Origin of the sequence: Paenibacillus sp. FSL H7-0357, assembly GCF_000758525.1 — a bacterium.
Taxonomy (GTDB): Bacteria; Bacillota; Bacilli; order Paenibacillales; family Paenibacillaceae; genus Paenibacillus_AQ.
The window spans coordinates 5,367,711-5,384,495 of sequence record NZ_CP009241.1; the positions used below are offsets into that span (position 1 = coordinate 5,367,711).

Sequence of the window (16,785 nt, forward strand, 5' to 3'; positions counted from 1 at the left end):
TCCCAGAGATTGCAGGTCAATCGACTTGATGTAACTCTTAGTATTAATAAGCTTGGTCTCTACAGGCGCACCATTGATGTAGATGGCTTTCTTTTGGTACAGCCATGTTATACCAAGCTCCGTCAGCACATCACGCGCCGGGACCCAGCTCCGGCCGGGACTAAGTAGCCCATCAAATTGTTTTTCTCCTATATATACAGCTACAGGAGTCATTCCGTCTGGTAGCGTAATTGCTGGGGTAACTTCTATATATGTGCGTCCAAAGTACTGACACAGGCCCCGGGCAATCTCTTCGGCGCATTCAGACCGGTACGCATCAGATTTCAGCAACATCGCTTCGTCTGGATTGTCCATAAACGCGCCCTCGATTAGCACGGATGGCATCTGTGATTCCCGGGTAATGTGCAAGTTTGCTGTCTTCAGGCCCCGGTTGATCAGCGGCGTACCCTTTACCAGATACTCCTGTATGTCCTGTGCGAGCTTTTTGCCCTCTTTGTATTTGTCCCGGTAAAATATTTCAATCCCTTTAGCCTTAGGGTTCCATGTGCTTCCCATGGCGTTTGCGTGGACAGAGACCATTGCATCTGCCGGGCGACCGAATGTATTAAGGATTGTGTTATTAGCCAGTCCGGTGCGTGTCTTCAAGGGAACGTCAGTATCCCCGGCCGAAACATGCAGCACATCGAAAGCATTGCGTTGAAGATGAACAATCAATTTATCCACGACAGCACGGTTAAATTCGTTTTCCCGCATATATGTGCCGTCTTCAAACATCGGCGTGCGCTTGCCATTCGTTTCCATGCCGTGGCCGTCATCTACTGCTATCAGTATTTTTGTCATTGGGTACCGCCTTTCCTGGTCTGTAACCGGCTGTGATAATGTCGATGATGTAGTTAAGTTCCTCGGATCCGACTTCTCGGATAACGTCGAACGCCCATACTCTCTTACGGGGATGTACGGTTCTCCGCCAAGCTTTACGATCTGCTTTCCCACATATTTTCGCCACTCTTCACTTTCCTCCTTAAACAGTGGGAAGTGGTCGGATAAGAATTTACGAAACATCTTCATTCCCGACCGTTTTCCAACCAAGTAGAACAAAAAAAAGAGCAGCGCTTCCCAGCTTAGCTCCCTCGCGTTCTTTAATATGAAATAAAGCAACTCATACAGCGACTCTATGGCTCCCCACATCTATGCTCACCACCGGTGGATCAAGTATTTGCGCCATTTCTTCGCCATAGAGGTACGTGATCCAGTCCAGCGCCCACACGTTTAGGCCATCTTGAAATTCTGTTTCGTCGTAGTCAATTAGGTTATCCATCACTTTTGATCCTTCATTTTCAGGGTTAAGCGCTGAATCATTTCGTTTCTGCGCTTGATTAATGGCTCGATTTTCAATTGCTTTTGTTTTGAATTTAATGGGCCACGCTCAATTGCTTTAATTGTTTTGTTGATGTCGCTCACTGCCTCAGAAACATCATTTATGCTCTTCAGTTGTCCTTGCTTCGTGAAAGGCTTCTTGTTAAGCTTTGCAGATGCCTTTTCCTTGGTGAGCTCTTCTTTTTTCTGATAGAACTTATCCATTGCTTTTCCGCCTTGGTTGGGATCAACAAGGAACGAACGGGTAAATGGTGCCTGTTCAATTGACTTGGCTGGCTTTGCTGTCCTCTCAAATGCCCCTGTCTTGTCTAGGATAAAGTCCACTGCATCAGATGCATATTTACCAAGGCCTGCAGTCAATCCCTGCAGTGTATTGTCGATCACTCGCGGTGAACTGAAGTTCTTGAATGTACCTTTACCACCAGTAAGCTTCTCTACGCCACCCGCAATGATCCTAGCAGATGTCGTAGTGCGAACCGGGTCATACTGGTCAGAGAACTCTAATCCTTGCTCAGAACGTGGAATGATAGGACCTTCTTTAAAGAAAGAATAATTTGAGTATCCTTCATAAAGTGGGAGCAATCCAGAAATTTGTGTTGGCAATGAAGCATCTTTCAATGCTCGCCGTGCAAATCCATCAAACGCTGCAGAGTCCTTGTTAAACACAAAGTCCAGTGCCTTTTCTGGCAGATTAGCAAATACTGCTGCCAAATCAAATGGCTTTGGAATACGAGCCACAGTATCTGTACCCGGAACAGCCAGTAACCAGAAGGAGTCCTTCATCCAATCTGGAGCATTAGCAATAGTATCCTTTTGTGTCTTATTTGCAAACTCGCGGTTAGCGATAAAGATACCTATTGTTGGTGCTGTAACAGAAACAAATCCACGAGACACAACGCCTAAGGGATCATTTTTAATTGCTCTTATAAGTTTTGATTTACCTTGAACATTAGCATTAAAAAATGAAACAACACGGTTTAGAGGCCTCACACTAGCTCCACCACGGGCAAAATCCATCAAATCACGGGACCGGTACGCTGCCTCTTGCTTGCTGGAGCCAGAACGCAGTGCTGCTCGGTACTCCCCGACCTTGGTCGCTGATTCTGTGGTGTCTGAAATGGCTCTCAATAGTCCAATCAGTGACTTACCGTTAACCAAATTTACAAATTTTTTCGAATTCGGCTGCCTCAGAACCGTTTCTAAGGCTTTTTTGTGAAGATTTCTATCCATAGAAAGCGTATTTCCGTAAGCTCCCAGGTTATCAATCCACTCTTTGTACAATGGGCCTTTCGTGATGGTCTGGATCAACCCGGCGCCGAAGTCTGTAATAGGATTGAATCCACTTTCGGAGACAACGAATGCGTTATTGATATCACGGATTGGGTTGCGCAGTGCGAACTCAGGTGTAAGTGTGGCCCCGGCACGCAGCAGGCTGGCAGGCTTAGATAGGATGTTAATCAGCGTGTTGCTGGACTCTTGGTCCAGGTTCATCAGTGCCTTGTATACCTCAGGCTGCACCTCATACCGAACTTCCTTGCCATCTACCTTAACCTTGACTACGTTTTTTTCGCCTACTTGCTCGGCATTGGTGAGTTTGCGGAAGAATGTGCCGTTTCCATCCAGTTCAGCAAGCTTCGGTATCTGCCGGGCCACATTATTGCGTTCGGCAGCATTGACGCTTTGGAAGATGTTCTTCACCATATTTTCCAGCGGAGCAATGACCTTTCGCTCTGACCCTTGCAACGCCTTAATCGGGCTGGTTACGTTGGCGAGAGCACTCGATAACCCGCCGCCTAATCCTACCTTATCGTTATCCATTTCGCGGAACAAAGGGATGTAGTTCTTCCAGCGTTCGCCCAGCACATCATACAGTTCCTTGGATACTACGCCACTGTCCACCAGTTCCTTTAGCATATCGCGGTTAACTTTAACTATTTCTTGCTGAGCTGCTATCATTTCAGGTGATGCCAGTTCATCAATGATTGATTTAATCTCTTGATTTGTATAACCGGATTTATATCCGGCTGCGTTCACGTCCTTAGCATGCATAGCAAGCACGTAATCCTCTAGGTCTTCGGATGTTTTCCCTATGGCCTCTACTCTCCGAATGACAGGACCCAGTCTGTCTTGTATGATGAGGCTAGCACGTTCAGGAGCGCCTTTGAAGAGCCTAGCAGCCTTGTACAAGCTGTCTTCAGCACTGGCTAGTTTTCCCCCACGTACATTCTTTTCAACGGTTTCCAATGCTGCTAGGTCATCTGTGGTTTGTGTCCGCCATTGCTGCCATCTTTCCCCGAAAGGTTTCTTCTTAACTTTAACGTCTCTGCTGATTTTCGTTCTGAATGAAGCAGCATCACCTTCGGTCTTGGTGTTAAATTCAATTGCAGCTTTCCCTTCATCACTCACCAATCGTTCTTGTCGCCGCAATTCCTCCCGGCTCATGCGTAGGATCTTATCTGCATGTGGACGGACAGATTCGCCGAACTCCTTGACCAGTTCCTCTGTGAAGTTTGCCACTTTGATTGTGCTTTTACCGAGCTTGGAAGCCATGATTACCGCATAATCCGCCCACTCTGGCAACGGGCTTGAGTTCAGGTTGCCTTTACGTTTGGCAATGCGTTCTCTGGCCGCCTTCTCAGCATCATCAAGGTACGAGTAAACCTTATCCCGTACATTAGGATGATTGACTGCTTGAATTGCTTCCTCGACCTCCTGCAACTCTGTTTTAACAGGTAATTTCACAGGTTCAGGTGAAGACACTGGTTTAGGCTCCGGCGCTGGAGACGAGTAAAGCACTCTCTCATTCTCCAAGGACGACTTGAGCGCATAGTCTATATCCTCTTGCGTTAATTCAGACGCCGGTTTGTTGATGATCTCACGATCCCTGGCACTTATGTTTTCATCAATTGCTGGTTTTACTTTTTCTGGTGCTGATTTCACAGCCTCCGGCGCCCTAGCAATCATTTCCTGTACCGGTATATCTGTCTCTATATTTGGATTTCTATTGGTAATGGATGATGGTGTTTCTATTGCTGCGCCTTCTGGTATACCGGAATTTCTTGCTGCTCGTACCTCAGCAAACTTTTCAAAACCGGATTTAACCGCGCCTCCCACTGTACCCAGACCTAGACCAAACCCACCACCAATCAAGGCATTTATACCAATTTCCCGGTTACTATCCTGTTGGTTCATTAGCCCAGAGGCAACGTTTTGTACAGTTCCGGCCAATCCTTCTGTGAGTCCTCCACGCACGATATTATTCGCCGTAGATGGGCTAACTTTGGGTATGATCTTGGAGATCGCGTTAGTTGCCTTCATTCCGGCCCCTGTGTTTAAGAGTTTACCTGCGGCTTCATACGGCGCCACGTTTGGACCTGAACCTACAGGTGCACCTGTAGGAGTCAGGAACGGCGTTACAAAGTTGTTTACCGCATCTGCTACTTTATCCACTACTGTATTTCCACTTGAGTCTTTACGGGTAGCGCCTGAGTTACCACTAAAGGCATTACCTATAGCTACCCCAATCGGGTTACCCTCCATGAGATAGTTCATGGCTTGCGCGTACTGTTTTACCACAGGCGGTGCGGATGCGATTTCCTTTTTATTAATCTCGTACTGTGATATGCCCGGTATCTGCGAAGCATTTGCCGGACCGCCACCAGTTTGATTCAGCAGGCTTGCGGCTGGCAAACGTCCCTGCAGTTGAGTCTGCAGAGATGTCACCGGTATGTTAAGCGCCGAGGCTGCTGGAAGCTTGCCCTGAAATGCTGCTATCTGTTTGCTTTTTAACTGTTCTGCTTTGAAATCAATTGGTTGGGTTTTAACCGGCTGCGGCGTAGTGTCGAATCCCTGCACCTGAGGACCCTTGCCAACACTGGATAAGGTACTGCTGAGCAGTGCTTTAGATCGGGCATTGTTTTCAGCGGTTGTATCAACAATTTCCCGATTGCGTACAGCAGCAAATGAACTTTCTCGCTGTTCATCTTTTGGCGAGTAAGTACGATTTAGCACACGCTGCTTCGCCTCTTCGCCCCGTTTACGATTACGAACCGCGTCAAATGTTGACATTCCGACCACTCCTTAGTACCACTTATTTTTGTCCCAAAATTGAAGGGCTTTGTAAGGATCCCCATAACGATCTATTACATATTGAAGTCCTTTGCTGGCTTGCTGGTTTGGATCAGACCAGTCTACGCTGTTTCCACCATAATTTTTACGAGTGCCATTCAAGAACTGATATAGCCCAGCAGCCGTAGATTTAGGATTTTTTGCATTAGGATTAAAGCTGCTCTCCCGCGCCACCAATTCTTCAAGGGGTTTCTGCCATTCTGCTGGTTTACCTGCTGCTTTTAAGGATTGAGATATAGCCGATGATGCAATCGCATAATTTTTCGGATTAGATTTTGCGTCCGCCGAAGCTTTGTAGTAATTGTTGTAAGCCCCACTAACCGAAGCTGTGGGGCTACTCAGTTTCCCGAGTACGTTTTTAGAAGCGAATCAATTTCTTTCTTTGTCATGCCCAGCGATAAAAGAATCTGATTTGTTTCAGCATCACTTAATCCAGCATCAACCACAGATTCAAACATTTGCTTACGCTTCGTTGGATCCGCTGTTATCTTATCGCCCGTTTTCTTTTGCTCACCCGTTAATTCATTTGTGGTATACACGGGTTCAGTGTAAAGACTCTTCATGCTGCTGAGTATTTGATTTGCAGTAAGACCAGCCGTCGGGCTAGTTCCGGCCTGCTCAGCATCCATTTGTACCCACGCCCGGGCATTATCATCCTGCGACAGCGCAAGATTAGCCTGCTGATACGCCGTTTGATTCTGCTCCTGTAGGACATTAAGCGCATAACTCAACCCGTTTTGTTTAACATCTTCGTCGAATTTCGCTTGCCATTGCTTGTCAGAGATTGCGTCACGGGCTTTCTGATAGGAAATTGTTTCCTGTGTATTCTGCTGATTGGCTGTGAGTGGTGTATTTGGATCTGCTGCTTGTCTGTACAGACCTTGCCAGTCGGATTGCGGTGTAACTGCTCGGCCTGTTGTATTAGCTACTGTCGTGGCTGCATCAAGGTTAGCGTTCTTAACTGATTGGTCTTGCGCTTGGCCTGCTAGTGTGCGTATACCCGGGTTGTTTGCACTCGCCTGTGCTGCTGTCTTGTCCGCGCTGTAGAAGCTTGGATCAATGCCCAATGACTTAAGCTGTGCACGGATTGCATCAGCCTCTGTGCTCAACTGTGTACGTGTATCCTTGGTTATTCCCTTTGTCTCAGCCTGCGCTTTAAGCCCTATAAGGTTCTGAATTGCTTGTTTGGCTTCTGCTGGCATGTAATTACCGGTTACCTGTGACTCTGTAATTGGGTTTTGGAAATCTTGCTGGTTATAATCCTGGTACAGATTACGCTGGTTGCCTATGCTGTCCTGATACTGCTGGTATGCCTGCTGCGCGTAGATTGGCAGGATATTGTTTGCTACGTTCTCTGCGCTCTGGTTAGCCAGTTGATTAGCTACAGTTTCGGAATAAGAGGACTTACCTTGACCCGTTGCCCGGAGTTGCGCGTTTGTATTCTTTTGGTTCACTTGCAAATTCTGTTGGGCCGCCCGAAGTGCCGCCTGATAGGACGGGTCTGTTTCAGCGTTAAAGGTAAATGGTGTGTTCACCAGATTGCTCTGCGCTGACAAAGCTTGCTCTGTTCGCGGCTGTGAAGTTGTAGCAACCATCCTCTTAGCTGCTGCTGTAGCCGCTGGCGGAACTGCTGTAGCAACATTGCCACTCCTTACATTGTTGGCCGCTTTGATTGCCGCCTGTGGTAGTCCGTTGCTCTGTACTGTTGGATTAGGTACGCCAGCCATCATACCGGCTATTGCTCCCGGTGCTGATCCGGCGGTTGATGCGGTCTTATTGGTCTTGTACGTCTGTACCGCCTTACGTAGATTGTCCAAGTTGAATATGCTCTCTGCCATGATAACCCTCCTTTTCAATAGAAAAAGGACCCCGAATGGAGTCCTCTAGCCGATCAATTATTTATTTAAATGTAGCATACATGGGCAATAGTTTCGGGTTATTTTTGTATCATCTTGTTGTATAAAAACCGATATGCTAAGATACAATTAGAAAAGGAGCCGTGCTGTAACACGACTCCCCTCATGTACAATCCGCATTAAGAGCGGTAGGCGTTGCAAGGGTGATCAAGAATAGACCGATTCCTTACTGGGGGGCGGTCTATTTCTTTTTGTTAAAAGATAAAACGAGTATCATCAACGTTGCAAATTGGATCATTAACGTTAACGCATCTTTTATCTCCACAGGCATCACCTCCTTTACAGGAGACTAGCCGACCGCCCTTATGCCATTGTACTGGATTATTATAGCAGACTGTACTCTATTGGAGTATGGTCTTTTTATTGTGCTTGCAGTTCTGCGAGTTGGGTCTTGAGTTCTGCAATCTTTTCTTTATACGAAGTGAGCAGTTTTTCGCGTTTCGCCTTGCTTTCTGTTAGATAATCCAACTCATCTTTACTAAGTTTACCTGCTGCTATTGATTCATTAGCTCGTTTAATGCCTTCCTCAGTTGAAGTAATCAAAGTTGCATATTTATCTATTTCTTTTTGTAGTTCATCGGTAGAGTATTGTTTAGCTTTTGTTTTCATTTTCACCACGCCCTTTTCATAATCAACATTTAATCCTGATGCTTCGCTCACGGTTCTAACAGGAGCATAACTTGTACCGTTGATGATAACAGCAGAACCAATTTCCTTGCCATCCAGAGAAACAACAGCAGTTTCTTGAACCGTCTGTCCGATCAAAGATTTAATATCATCTGCAAACACAGAAGTTGAAATGGTGAAAATAGCCCCGACCAGGAATCCAACAATATATTTTTTCATGTCAATCTCCCTTTATAATTCCATTTTTCACCAATATACCACAATAATTATGGACCTTCTAGTGCCTCTACTCGACTGTATAACTCATTAAGTTCATCTTGTAGGGTCTTGCTTTCATCAGAATTATATATCACTGACCAATTTTGGAACTGTACAGTAGGAGAAGTTAATGTGATACCATAGGGGGCGTAAACCTCCCAGTCTGCAAAAATCGTACTAATTCTTGCTCTAAGTAATGTACCTGTAACAAATTCAATAGCTGGTGCATTTGCATAGTTCGAAACATAATTGATGTAATTGTTTTCATCATACGAAGTTCTAAACAATTTTTCGGTATTACTCATTTCTGTCTTAGGATATCCGGTTTCGTTGGTACTGATATATGTACCGTACACTTCCCCGGCTGTGATCTTTCCCAAATCCGCTGATATAGCCGACAATTCATCCACATGAATCTTTTCTGCTGTCACTGACCCGGCCTTAATGTTCTTTGCTGTGATGCCATCCGCCTTAACATTAGTAAAATTGATGTCACCGTTCAGGGTGAAATCCAAGTCCTTAAACATGATAGCAATCTGGTTAGACAGATAGTTAATATACTTTCGTAATTCCACTGGATCGTCTGTGAGAGGCGGTGCTTTCAACTGTGACATTTTCCATATACCCATGATAACCCTCCTAAAATAGTGGCAGTTGCCGGACTTCACGAACAAGCTCATGAATCTTGCAAGGACCTATCATTTCGATTTTGACGCGGACCGTATTTTCCAGCACTACACTACGCACCGGGATGATTACTCGCTGCACGCCGGTTCCTGATCCAGCTACCGTATGAACTAAGTTGAAGTCGTTTCCGTCCTTGGTCGTGGAAAGATAAACGTTAACCGTTGTACCAACCGGAATTTCAGCATACATCCATAATTTAATCCATCTCTGCCGTCTTGAAAGCGTGGAGTTGGAGAATGGCTTGGTTATGAAATAAGCCGTTATCGGAGTTCCTGCATCGTCTGACGAGGTGAACATTTTAAGGACTCGACCTGTGCTGTCCCCGATATACAACACATCATCCAGCATTAAAAAGAATGTTGGATTAATACCGTTCCACCTACTCCATGAGCTTACGCCTGTACGGGAGTCGTATACCATAATTTCATTGGTATGTGTGCGGAAATACAATAGATCCGGGTCCGAACCGGCTACGGTATTGGTATCCATGCCTGTGAGATACCCGCCAACAATTTGTGAGAACTCCTGATTTGGAAGGTTGCCACCAGCATAATCGTATATAGCCCTTTGATCAATGATGCGCATAATACCGCTTTGTGTTGTAGCAGATTTATTATTCAGTACACCGACATCGTCCGTAATTAGCTTTGTAACAAAGCTTGATGGCACACCACCGTATAACTCGTGCAAGCTGTTAGGCATTCCGATGGTAAGCTTGGTCAGGCTTCCAGACAGCATATTAACATTCTCGCCTCGGGTGCTTTCAATCGTCTTCCCGTATGATGATCCATCTAAATTAGCAAAATCATTCCACACCTCTGGTTGATCAACTGCACAGGCCCTAATCTCATTTCCAAAAGCTACCCAGAGACGATTTTCGTATGTTGTGATGTACTTTGCTCCTGCTGGTACACCCGACAAATCGACTATCGTAGATCCGTCATAGCGCTTAGCTACGATGCCATTCACGCCTATAAGATTGATGTCTGCCCAATCTGCGCCTTGGAACCCGGTAAATGCCCACTCAGCGATTGTATCAATACCCGTAAGCAGCGTGGTCCATGTACTTCCGTTCCAGCGTCTCCACGTTCCGTCATTCGCGATGATGTGCAACTCACTTTTCCATGCACCCACGCCCAGTATCCGACTGCCAAACGTGCCTAAAACAGAATACCCAGCCCTCACAGAGAGAGCCGGGTAATCGGATGTAGACATATTTGACATATCGGTGAGTTGTGTTTCGGATATGCTGAGTGGATCAAAGGTATTTAGTCCCTGCCACTGCCTGATACTGATCGGATCCTGAATGCCTGTCAGCGGCTGGTACTCCGTTCGTTTGCGTGGTACATAGTTAACCATTGGCGGTCACCCCTGCATATTGTGTAGCAGCCTGTTCCCATACGGCTCGGTATTGGCTCTCATAGGTTGCAGCCTTTCCGGTGTCGTCCATCGCGTTAGCAAGGTATGCAGCCAATCCCACGTAATAAGTAAAGTGGTATTCGTCTGGAGCGTCTGGAACTGCGCCCAGGTTGCCTGTCGTGAATGTTGTTGTCGCTATCCTAGCGTAACGTAAAACGCCCTGCAAACCGTTTGAGTACGGCGCAGGACGCAAGGTCAATGTATGGGTGCTGTCGTCAAAGGTATAGGTGTTCTGTAGTGGGTTCGTAGTGCCGGGAACGAGTTCCTTATACTTGATGATTCCCACCATCACAAGGTCAATGTTCTTCAGCCGGACCTCAGTTGATATGGAATATGCTGCCTGATCCTTTACCGGCGCGAGTGACAGCACCCTCGGGATCTTAACCACGTTGAAAAAGTCATTGTTTAGCGCGTTCAGTGCGACGATTTTGTCTGCAAGTGGGACTTCGTTCGGGACCAGTAGGTCAGCTTCTGATATGATATCACTGATTTGCATAGTGGCCTCCTTTCTAAAAACAAACTTCCCTAATTGTTAATGATTATATAAGTTTAAAAAAGGAGTAATGCCAGCATCAGAACTACAGGAGTGCTGAAACATACGATACTGGTCCGCAGTAATTGAATGCTTCTTGTATTTGCTTTCTTTTCCTTCTCTATTACATTGCTTGTGGAAATAGTGCCATTTAAAAGCCCGGCGTATAAACAAAATGCGTTGAAGTAGAATATCCATCCCTCTAGAACAGGTTCCATAAAGAACGTAACAACAAAGGCGCTGGATAAACAGAGGAACAACACTTTCAACTTGTAAGGAATTTCAATTCGATTTAGCTTAACGACATTCAACAAGACAAGTAAAGAAAATATCGCAAGCAACAGAAAAGGAATAATTCCAGTTTCAAAACCTACATCCAGCCATAAATTGTGAGCATATTGCAGAGGTAGAACAGTTTGTTTTCCTCCACTCGGGAACAAAAATAATCCTTTCCATGCCGCGTCCCAAGCTTTGATTCGTGGGTCATCTGCAAAAGACATTCCTGATGTTCTGGATAAAAAAAGCGACCCTTGAGCGTTTTTGTAATAGTACATAGCCGCAAACGCTCCAATAACCAAAACGAATATCGACTTTTTCGTAACCCTTTTTAATATAAGGAAATAAGAAGCTATAGACAGAGCAATGATCAATATCCCAGTTCTACTTCCCATTTTGGTCATAGAGTATACAGATAATCCGAAGATTATCAAGTATAACAGCTTTTTCCGTTTGGAATCCTTAATGAATAGCATGGGAATTAAGGATAACCCCAATGATATATAAGCGTTAATGCCAGTTGCCGAAATTTTGTAACCCCAAACACTTTCAACGCCGCGCCATTGCAGAAGATCAATGACATTTGATGTGTACACATTTGTAAATCCAAATCCGGTTATGGTCAAAATAGTTAACACAAGAACGTGCATTGTCACTTTTTTAGATTTGTGCGCTAAATATTTTCCGAGAAAATAAAAAACGCTCGGAAAAACAACGGTTATAAAAATGATGCCAGGAGTCCTTAATTGGTAAGCGTTAAGAAAGTAACCAAAGACACTACAAAACAGCAGAAGCATAAACTGTTGTATGTTTATTTTTGCTCCGGTTCTGAAGAACATGATAATGACGATTGGAAATAATGCAAATATCGCGTAGTGCCCAACATTCATAAAGTTTGTGAAATATAACAGTATTAATGACAGGTAAATGAACACACCTTCTCTTTTCTTCTTTCCCTCGTCTAATAACAAATCATTGACCCCCCTGAAGCTAATTCCCATATTTTACATCAGGAATTATTTTACTTCAATGACATTTTGGTCAGTTGTTCAATCTAAATATCGGATTACCTACATAAAAATTGGTCATTGTATTTCCACCATTAAAAGTAGGCAATCTATAGTAACACAATCACACCACAGTGCCGGTCGCGTCTTTCCAACTACTCCCCCACCACGTTATTGTCTTTTGAAGGGTAGTATCATCATATTTTTTTCCGATATATAGTCCTATGGTTGGTCTGTTTGCGGTTGTTCCGTAAGATGTGTTCTGCACTTTTGTTCTAATTTGAATAGAATCAGCTGTTGTAGTTAATCCAAATGTTAGTGGATCTAACGGTTCACATGTTACGGAAATCTGTGACCTTATCGCTCCAGTTTCTACGCCGCTATTTAAAACGTAAACAGTGATGGATTGAAGGGTAATGTCTGAATAGTATATCGTTGCAATTCCTTCCCACAACAAAAACTCGCTCTTTATATCTGTGGATGGGTTCGGATTTGCTACATCAATAAAATTTCCAATTGACTTATCTCCAAAGTATATGCGGAATGCGCTAAAGGTACTAGAAATGGCGGAGACATATATCTTGATGTTCTTAATGGTTTGAAAAGGTGGAAGTGAGAATGTGTTTCCTAGTGCTATCCCACCTTTTGAAAAGTTGAATGTTCTTTCTATCCGTCGCACTGTTCCTACTGATGCTTGATTGTTGGTTATGTCGAAGTCTATAGTACCGTTACCATTAGAGTGAGTACATTCCTCAAAACGTGCACTTTTGAAGATAAGAGCACTTACGAATACATCTTTTATGTTGTATTGAGTTGTCCCATCATAATATTTTATTTCATAACCCGTGCTTAAAAGATCACAGTATCTAAAAATAGCTCCCAGTGAAGAAAGACCCCCAGTAATAGCTGGAGCAATTGCAATTGGAAGAAGAAACAAAACATTGTTGAATACGACATTTTCAAAATTAAAGTTAGCAAGTCCATAAGCAGAAACTATTGTTTTAACTAATGATGCACCTGAAGCTAATCTAAGGTTCGCATTCCTCATATTCAATCTTCCAAAGTTCATATCTGCTAATTTCCACGTTGTCCCAGATGAACCGTATATTTCAATTCGATTATTATCAAAATTAAAATTGGATACGGCCGATTGCGTATAAAACCCACCTGATATTTCTGAGTCTGTTTTCAACAGTGTTTCAGAACTGCTCACTGAGAATGAACAATTTCTAACATTAAAATTATCTGACATTTTAGTGAAATGGAAATAAACTGACGTTGTGAAACCACCACCATATAATCCACATGAATCGAACGTCCAGTTTACTGATTCAGTATTTTCACCAAGGTATAATGTTTCAAAGTACCAGAATCTACAATTTAATACTAATGTTTGATCACCCATTCCATACCCTTTATTGTGAAATACTCTTTTTATTTTTGTTGTAAAATTTGGATTGGATGTTGAACGGCCATTCCATACTGAAATATTATGATAATTCCCCTTACTTGCATCTGCATAACCAAGAACAGTGGAATTGTTGAAATATTTAAAAATCGTACCTCCAATGGATATAGATTGGTTCTCGGAAACAGGTATAATTGTTATCCCACTTACCTGAGGCATCGTGATAGTACCATCAAAATAGAACAATTCATCTGATGCGGAAGTGAGTTCCCATATTATTGTTGCATTGTCTCCTATGAGCTTAAAATCGATAGCTGGAGAAGTTCCTGATTGTCCTTCAGCTAAAGGAGAACCAAAAACATGGTTCCCACGCACTCGGTAAATACCTGCCGGAATGTAAATTTGCATGGAATTAGTTGGTATAGTCTGGACGCTTGGCACCCGTGCTTTATTGTATCCATACAAGTTTGCTGCTCGGATTGCATCGTCATCATCCACTTCACCGTCACCTATCGCGCCAAAATTCTTAACGTTAATCACAATGTCCGCCAACTGTTCATCAACCTGAATGAACTTAGCGACTACCGCAGCCTCGGGATATTGCTGTAACACCTCCGGGCTTAGTTGGTCCGGTCCCACAGCACCGTCAGCTATCTTAGGCTGCGTTACCTGTTTATCCCCGATGTTATACGTCTGTGATACGTAGGACTCAACCTTATTCTGCGCCCCGCCCGGTGTCTCGTACCGTGGATCGTCCTCAGCTGCTATGGTAGGCGTTGTGCTTGATCTATACGGATATAAATTTGTCATATGCTCACCATCTTTCCTTTACTACGTATCGTTCATAACCACTCGTTGCTGATGTGTACTCTTTAAACAGTTCCTGATACCGGTTATAAAAGTTTCCGTTGTCAGGCATGATGTCCTTCAGCACGCCATATACCAGTAACATATCAAAGTCAGGATCAAAACCACTGCCATGATTCAAGTCATCCAGCGTCAACTCACCGATGATTGCGGTGTAAAATATCTTGATGCCGTAAAAAGTATCGTAGATGGGTGGAGGGTATATGCCGATCTGCCCGGCCACGAAGTAGTAATATGGTCCGCGAGCCTGTTCGTCGAACTGCCTAAGTGGAATCCGGCGCCAGTCACGTTCATCATCATCAAATGATTGATTTGTGTATATGGCGTTACGGATAGCGACCTCCGTAACATTACCAGGAGGGCATATAAGGTCCGTCAGTCCATTACCTGCTGTTAGGTCGAATGCTTGGTTAAGTACGTCAGATTGAGCCTGTGCGGGGCTGAGATTGCGTAACAACCGATCACGTACCTGAGTTATCTTCCTAAGGATTGATGTGATCGGCATAGTGTTCTCTGGGATTTTTTCAACAATTTCTTCCACGATTTCCTGTAATAACATGTCAACACCCCTTAGGCCGGAACACGAGGTTTGCGGCCAGTTCGCTTGCCCGTTTGCCCATCCCGGATTATGTTTTTCTTAACAGTCTCCACCTTCTTAGGAGTCTCTTCTTTTTCCAACAATTTCTCCAATAGTTCATTCGTTCTATGCTGCGCTCTGACCAATGCGTTCAAGGCATCTAGTTCCATGCGGTAATTTTCCATAGTTATAAAAGAAAAGAGGGAGCTAAAAGCCCCCTCAGTCCTTGTCCTCCATTCCGCCGTGATTCCTAATCCAGTTAACCATGATGTTCCAAAGTTCAGCGCCCTTTTTCTCAGATGCGCTCATTTCTTTTGTGACCCTTTGTAAGGTGATGTAAGGCACTTTGTCTATATTTGCATTCGTTGATTCAAATCCTACACGTTGCGGCTCCATATCATCACTTCCTAATCACATGAATTGTCCACGTGCCAGAAGCAAGGTCAATAGTTCCCGCCGTGGGATTGAAAAAGGAAATCTTAACCGCATTCGCTGCGGATACATATCCAAACGCCATGACGCCTTGCATGTCAGCAGGGGGGAAGAGTTCAACTCTATCCCCTAATGCTGCTCCAGTGGCTGTAATGGCTGCTGTAACTGCACCCGTGACAGTGGCTAAGCTTGCCGGGTCAACGGTAGCGGTGACTACAAAAAGATTCGTCAAGAATTGCTGTGATGCAGATCCCGCCTTTTTAATTCCGATAGAAGATACGTTCATGATAACCCTCCTTATACTGGGAAGTTCCCGTATCCCCATGCCCAGTCTACTGTACCAAACGAGCAGCGTTTAACGACTTTGTATTTAGCGATTTCAGTATCAAAATCGGTAATTGAACCGGTCTCAGCCAGTCTGCGGTTGAACCATTTCATGGCGTTTTTCATCCGTGTTGAGTCAGCCAGTACCCAAGCTTTAGGGTTCGTGAAGAACGGATTTACAATGACTTTAATACTGCCATCTGCATAAACGTTTGCGTTGTGGTCTGCATTTCCTGGTTCATACTTCACGGCTCCGTCAGGCAATCCAGCAATTTGCAGCGCTGTCCGGCGAAGTCCAGGAGCTACATACAAGGTGTCGCCCATTGCTGCCATCAGGTTACCTTTATCATCTTTCCATCCCTGCATAGCAACAAATGCGGCGTCAAAGTTATCAATGTTCAACTCAAGAACACCCTTGTTTGACTGTGTATCAACAGAGTTTGTAGGGCTGTACGGATGGTCCGTTGCAAACAAAGCCTTTCCATCAGGCAGTGCAGCGTTATACAGGCGGCCGCGGTAGTCTACAGCTGTCGTAGTCCGGTCCCCATTGTTAAACCATTGTGCACCTTGCATTTGCTGCGTCTTGTATACGGCATCAGCCAGAGAGCGAATCCGGTCACGGATGGCGGTAAGCTTCAAGTCATCCACGAAGTCGCGGTCAATCTCGCGGCCCAAGGAATACTTGGAGTGAGTAAAGTATTTCTGCCAGAGTTGATCCACATCTTCATATTTGACTTGGTTGTTAGAGAACTTCCAGTCCTCCATCAGCCCTTCGCCGCCGATCATTTCAACGCTTTCAGTGGCTTTGTCAGACTTTTGGACATCAAACATAGACGGTACATAGTCCTTTTTATTACTCATTTCTCTTGTATATAGTTCACGGAACACCGGTTCAAGTACGTTTTTATCCCATTGCAATGCTGTAACTGCCATTTAAATGCTCCCCTTTC

At 44.5% G+C, this 16,785-nt stretch carries 14 protein-coding genes and 1 pseudogene; all 15 read right to left on the reverse strand.

Annotated features, from left to right (window positions below; genetic code table 11):
* Nucleotides 1-330 precede the first annotated feature (330 nt).
* Nucleotides 331-1,188 (reverse strand): annotated as a pseudogene (locus H70357_RS34505) (N-acetylmuramoyl-L-alanine amidase family protein); the annotation flags it as partial.
* Between the two features lie 129 nt (nucleotides 1,189-1,317).
* Nucleotides 1,318-5,445, reverse strand: coding sequence for an LPD38 domain-containing protein (locus H70357_RS23575; RefSeq protein WP_038594773.1), 4,128 nt, complete (start codon nucleotides 5,443-5,445; stop codon nucleotides 1,318-1,320).
* Between the two features lie 12 nt (nucleotides 5,446-5,457).
* Complete coding sequence (locus H70357_RS37200; RefSeq protein WP_081965894.1) at nucleotides 5,458-5,847, reverse strand: aggregation-promoting factor C-terminal-like domain-containing protein; 390 nt, start codon at nucleotides 5,845-5,847, stop codon at nucleotides 5,458-5,460.
* A complete protein-coding gene (locus H70357_RS23580) occupies nucleotides 5,844-7,343 on the reverse strand; it encodes a hypothetical protein (RefSeq protein WP_038594775.1) in 1,500 nt (499 codons plus the stop codon). The genes H70357_RS37200 and H70357_RS23580 overlap by 4 nt, the downstream gene beginning before the upstream one ends.
* Nucleotides 7,344-7,602: 259 nt before the next feature.
* A complete protein-coding gene (locus H70357_RS37205; protein WP_442950452.1) occupies nucleotides 7,603-7,692 on the reverse strand; it encodes a putative holin-like toxin in 90 nt (29 codons plus the stop codon).
* An 89-nt stretch (nucleotides 7,693-7,781) separates the two neighbouring features.
* Nucleotides 7,782-8,267 (reverse strand): stalk domain-containing protein, encoded by a 486-nt coding sequence (locus H70357_RS23585; protein WP_038594777.1) that lies wholly within the window; start codon nucleotides 8,265-8,267, stop codon nucleotides 7,782-7,784.
* Between the two features lie 47 nt (nucleotides 8,268-8,314).
* Nucleotides 8,315-8,935 (reverse strand): hypothetical protein, encoded by a 621-nt coding sequence (locus H70357_RS23590; protein ID WP_038594779.1) that lies wholly within the window; start codon nucleotides 8,933-8,935, stop codon nucleotides 8,315-8,317.
* A gap of 10 nt (nucleotides 8,936-8,945) precedes the next feature.
* Nucleotides 8,946-10,106, reverse strand: coding sequence for a hypothetical protein (locus tag H70357_RS23595; RefSeq protein ID WP_231578308.1), 1,161 nt, complete (start codon nucleotides 10,104-10,106; stop codon nucleotides 8,946-8,948).
* Between the two features lie 238 nt (nucleotides 10,107-10,344).
* The gene (locus H70357_RS23600; protein ID WP_038594785.1) at nucleotides 10,345-10,908 is read right to left on the reverse strand and encodes a phage adaptor protein; all 564 of its coding nucleotides are present in this window, start codon (nucleotides 10,906-10,908) and stop codon (nucleotides 10,345-10,347) included.
* A 53-nt stretch (nucleotides 10,909-10,961) separates the two neighbouring features.
* Nucleotides 10,962-12,191 carry an O-antigen ligase family protein gene (locus tag H70357_RS23605; RefSeq protein ID WP_038594787.1) on the reverse strand — a complete coding sequence of 410 codons (1,230 nt, stop codon included), beginning with the start codon at nucleotides 12,189-12,191 and terminating at the stop codon, nucleotides 10,962-10,964.
* A 160-nt stretch (nucleotides 12,192-12,351) separates the two neighbouring features.
* On the reverse strand, nucleotides 12,352-14,445 hold the full coding sequence (locus H70357_RS23610) for a hypothetical protein (protein ID WP_038594790.1): 2,094 nt from the start codon (nucleotides 14,443-14,445) through the stop codon (nucleotides 12,352-12,354).
* 4 nt (nucleotides 14,446-14,449) lie between these two features.
* Complete coding sequence (locus H70357_RS23615) at nucleotides 14,450-15,061, reverse strand: phage adaptor protein (RefSeq protein ID WP_038594793.1); 612 nt, start codon at nucleotides 15,059-15,061, stop codon at nucleotides 14,450-14,452.
* A 237-nt stretch (nucleotides 15,062-15,298) separates the two neighbouring features.
* The gene (locus H70357_RS36025) at nucleotides 15,299-15,475 is read right to left on the reverse strand and encodes a hypothetical protein (protein ID WP_156130928.1); all 177 of its coding nucleotides are present in this window, start codon (nucleotides 15,473-15,475) and stop codon (nucleotides 15,299-15,301) included.
* Between the two features lie 4 nt (nucleotides 15,476-15,479).
* The gene (locus H70357_RS23625) at nucleotides 15,480-15,797 is read right to left on the reverse strand and encodes a hypothetical protein (RefSeq protein ID WP_038594798.1); all 318 of its coding nucleotides are present in this window, start codon (nucleotides 15,795-15,797) and stop codon (nucleotides 15,480-15,482) included.
* Between the two features lie 11 nt (nucleotides 15,798-15,808).
* Nucleotides 15,809-16,768 (reverse strand): phage major capsid protein, encoded by a 960-nt coding sequence (locus tag H70357_RS23630; protein WP_038594800.1) that lies wholly within the window; start codon nucleotides 16,766-16,768, stop codon nucleotides 15,809-15,811.
* Nucleotides 16,769-16,785: the final 17 nt, after the last annotated feature.

Excerpts from the sequence above, each read along its gene's own strand:
- H70357_RS23575 (WP_038594773.1), bottom strand. The coding sequence starts at position 5,445 with ATGTCAACATTTGACGCGGTTCGTAATCGTAAACGGGGCGAAGAGGCG.
- H70357_RS23580 (WP_038594775.1), bottom strand. The coding sequence starts at position 7,343 with ATGGCAGAGAGCATATTCAACTTGGACAATCTACGTAAGGCGGTACAG.
- H70357_RS37205 (WP_442950452.1), bottom strand. The coding sequence starts at position 7,692 with ATGCCTGTGGAGATAAAAGATGCGTTAACGTTAATGATCCAATTTGCA.
- H70357_RS23585 (WP_038594777.1), bottom strand. The coding sequence starts at position 8,267 with ATGAAAAAATATATTGTTGGATTCCTGGTCGGGGCTATTTTCACCATT.
- H70357_RS23590 (WP_038594779.1), bottom strand. The coding sequence starts at position 8,935 with ATGGGTATATGGAAAATGTCACAGTTGAAAGCACCGCCTCTCACAGAC.
- H70357_RS23600 (WP_038594785.1), bottom strand. The coding sequence starts at position 10,908 with ATGCAAATCAGTGATATCATATCAGAAGCTGACCTACTGGTCCCGAAC.
- H70357_RS23610 (WP_038594790.1), bottom strand. The coding sequence starts at position 14,445 with ATGACAAATTTATATCCGTATAGATCAAGCACAACGCCTACCATAGCA.
- H70357_RS23615 (WP_038594793.1), bottom strand. The coding sequence starts at position 15,061 with ATGTTATTACAGGAAATCGTGGAAGAAATTGTTGAAAAAATCCCAGAG.
- H70357_RS36025 (WP_156130928.1), bottom strand. The coding sequence starts at position 15,475 with ATGGAGCCGCAACGTGTAGGATTTGAATCAACGAATGCAAATATAGAC.
- H70357_RS23625 (WP_038594798.1), bottom strand. The coding sequence starts at position 15,797 with ATGAACGTATCTTCTATCGGAATTAAAAAGGCGGGATCTGCATCACAG.
- H70357_RS23630 (WP_038594800.1), bottom strand. The coding sequence starts at position 16,768 with ATGGCAGTTACAGCATTGCAATGGGATAAAAACGTACTTGAACCGGTG.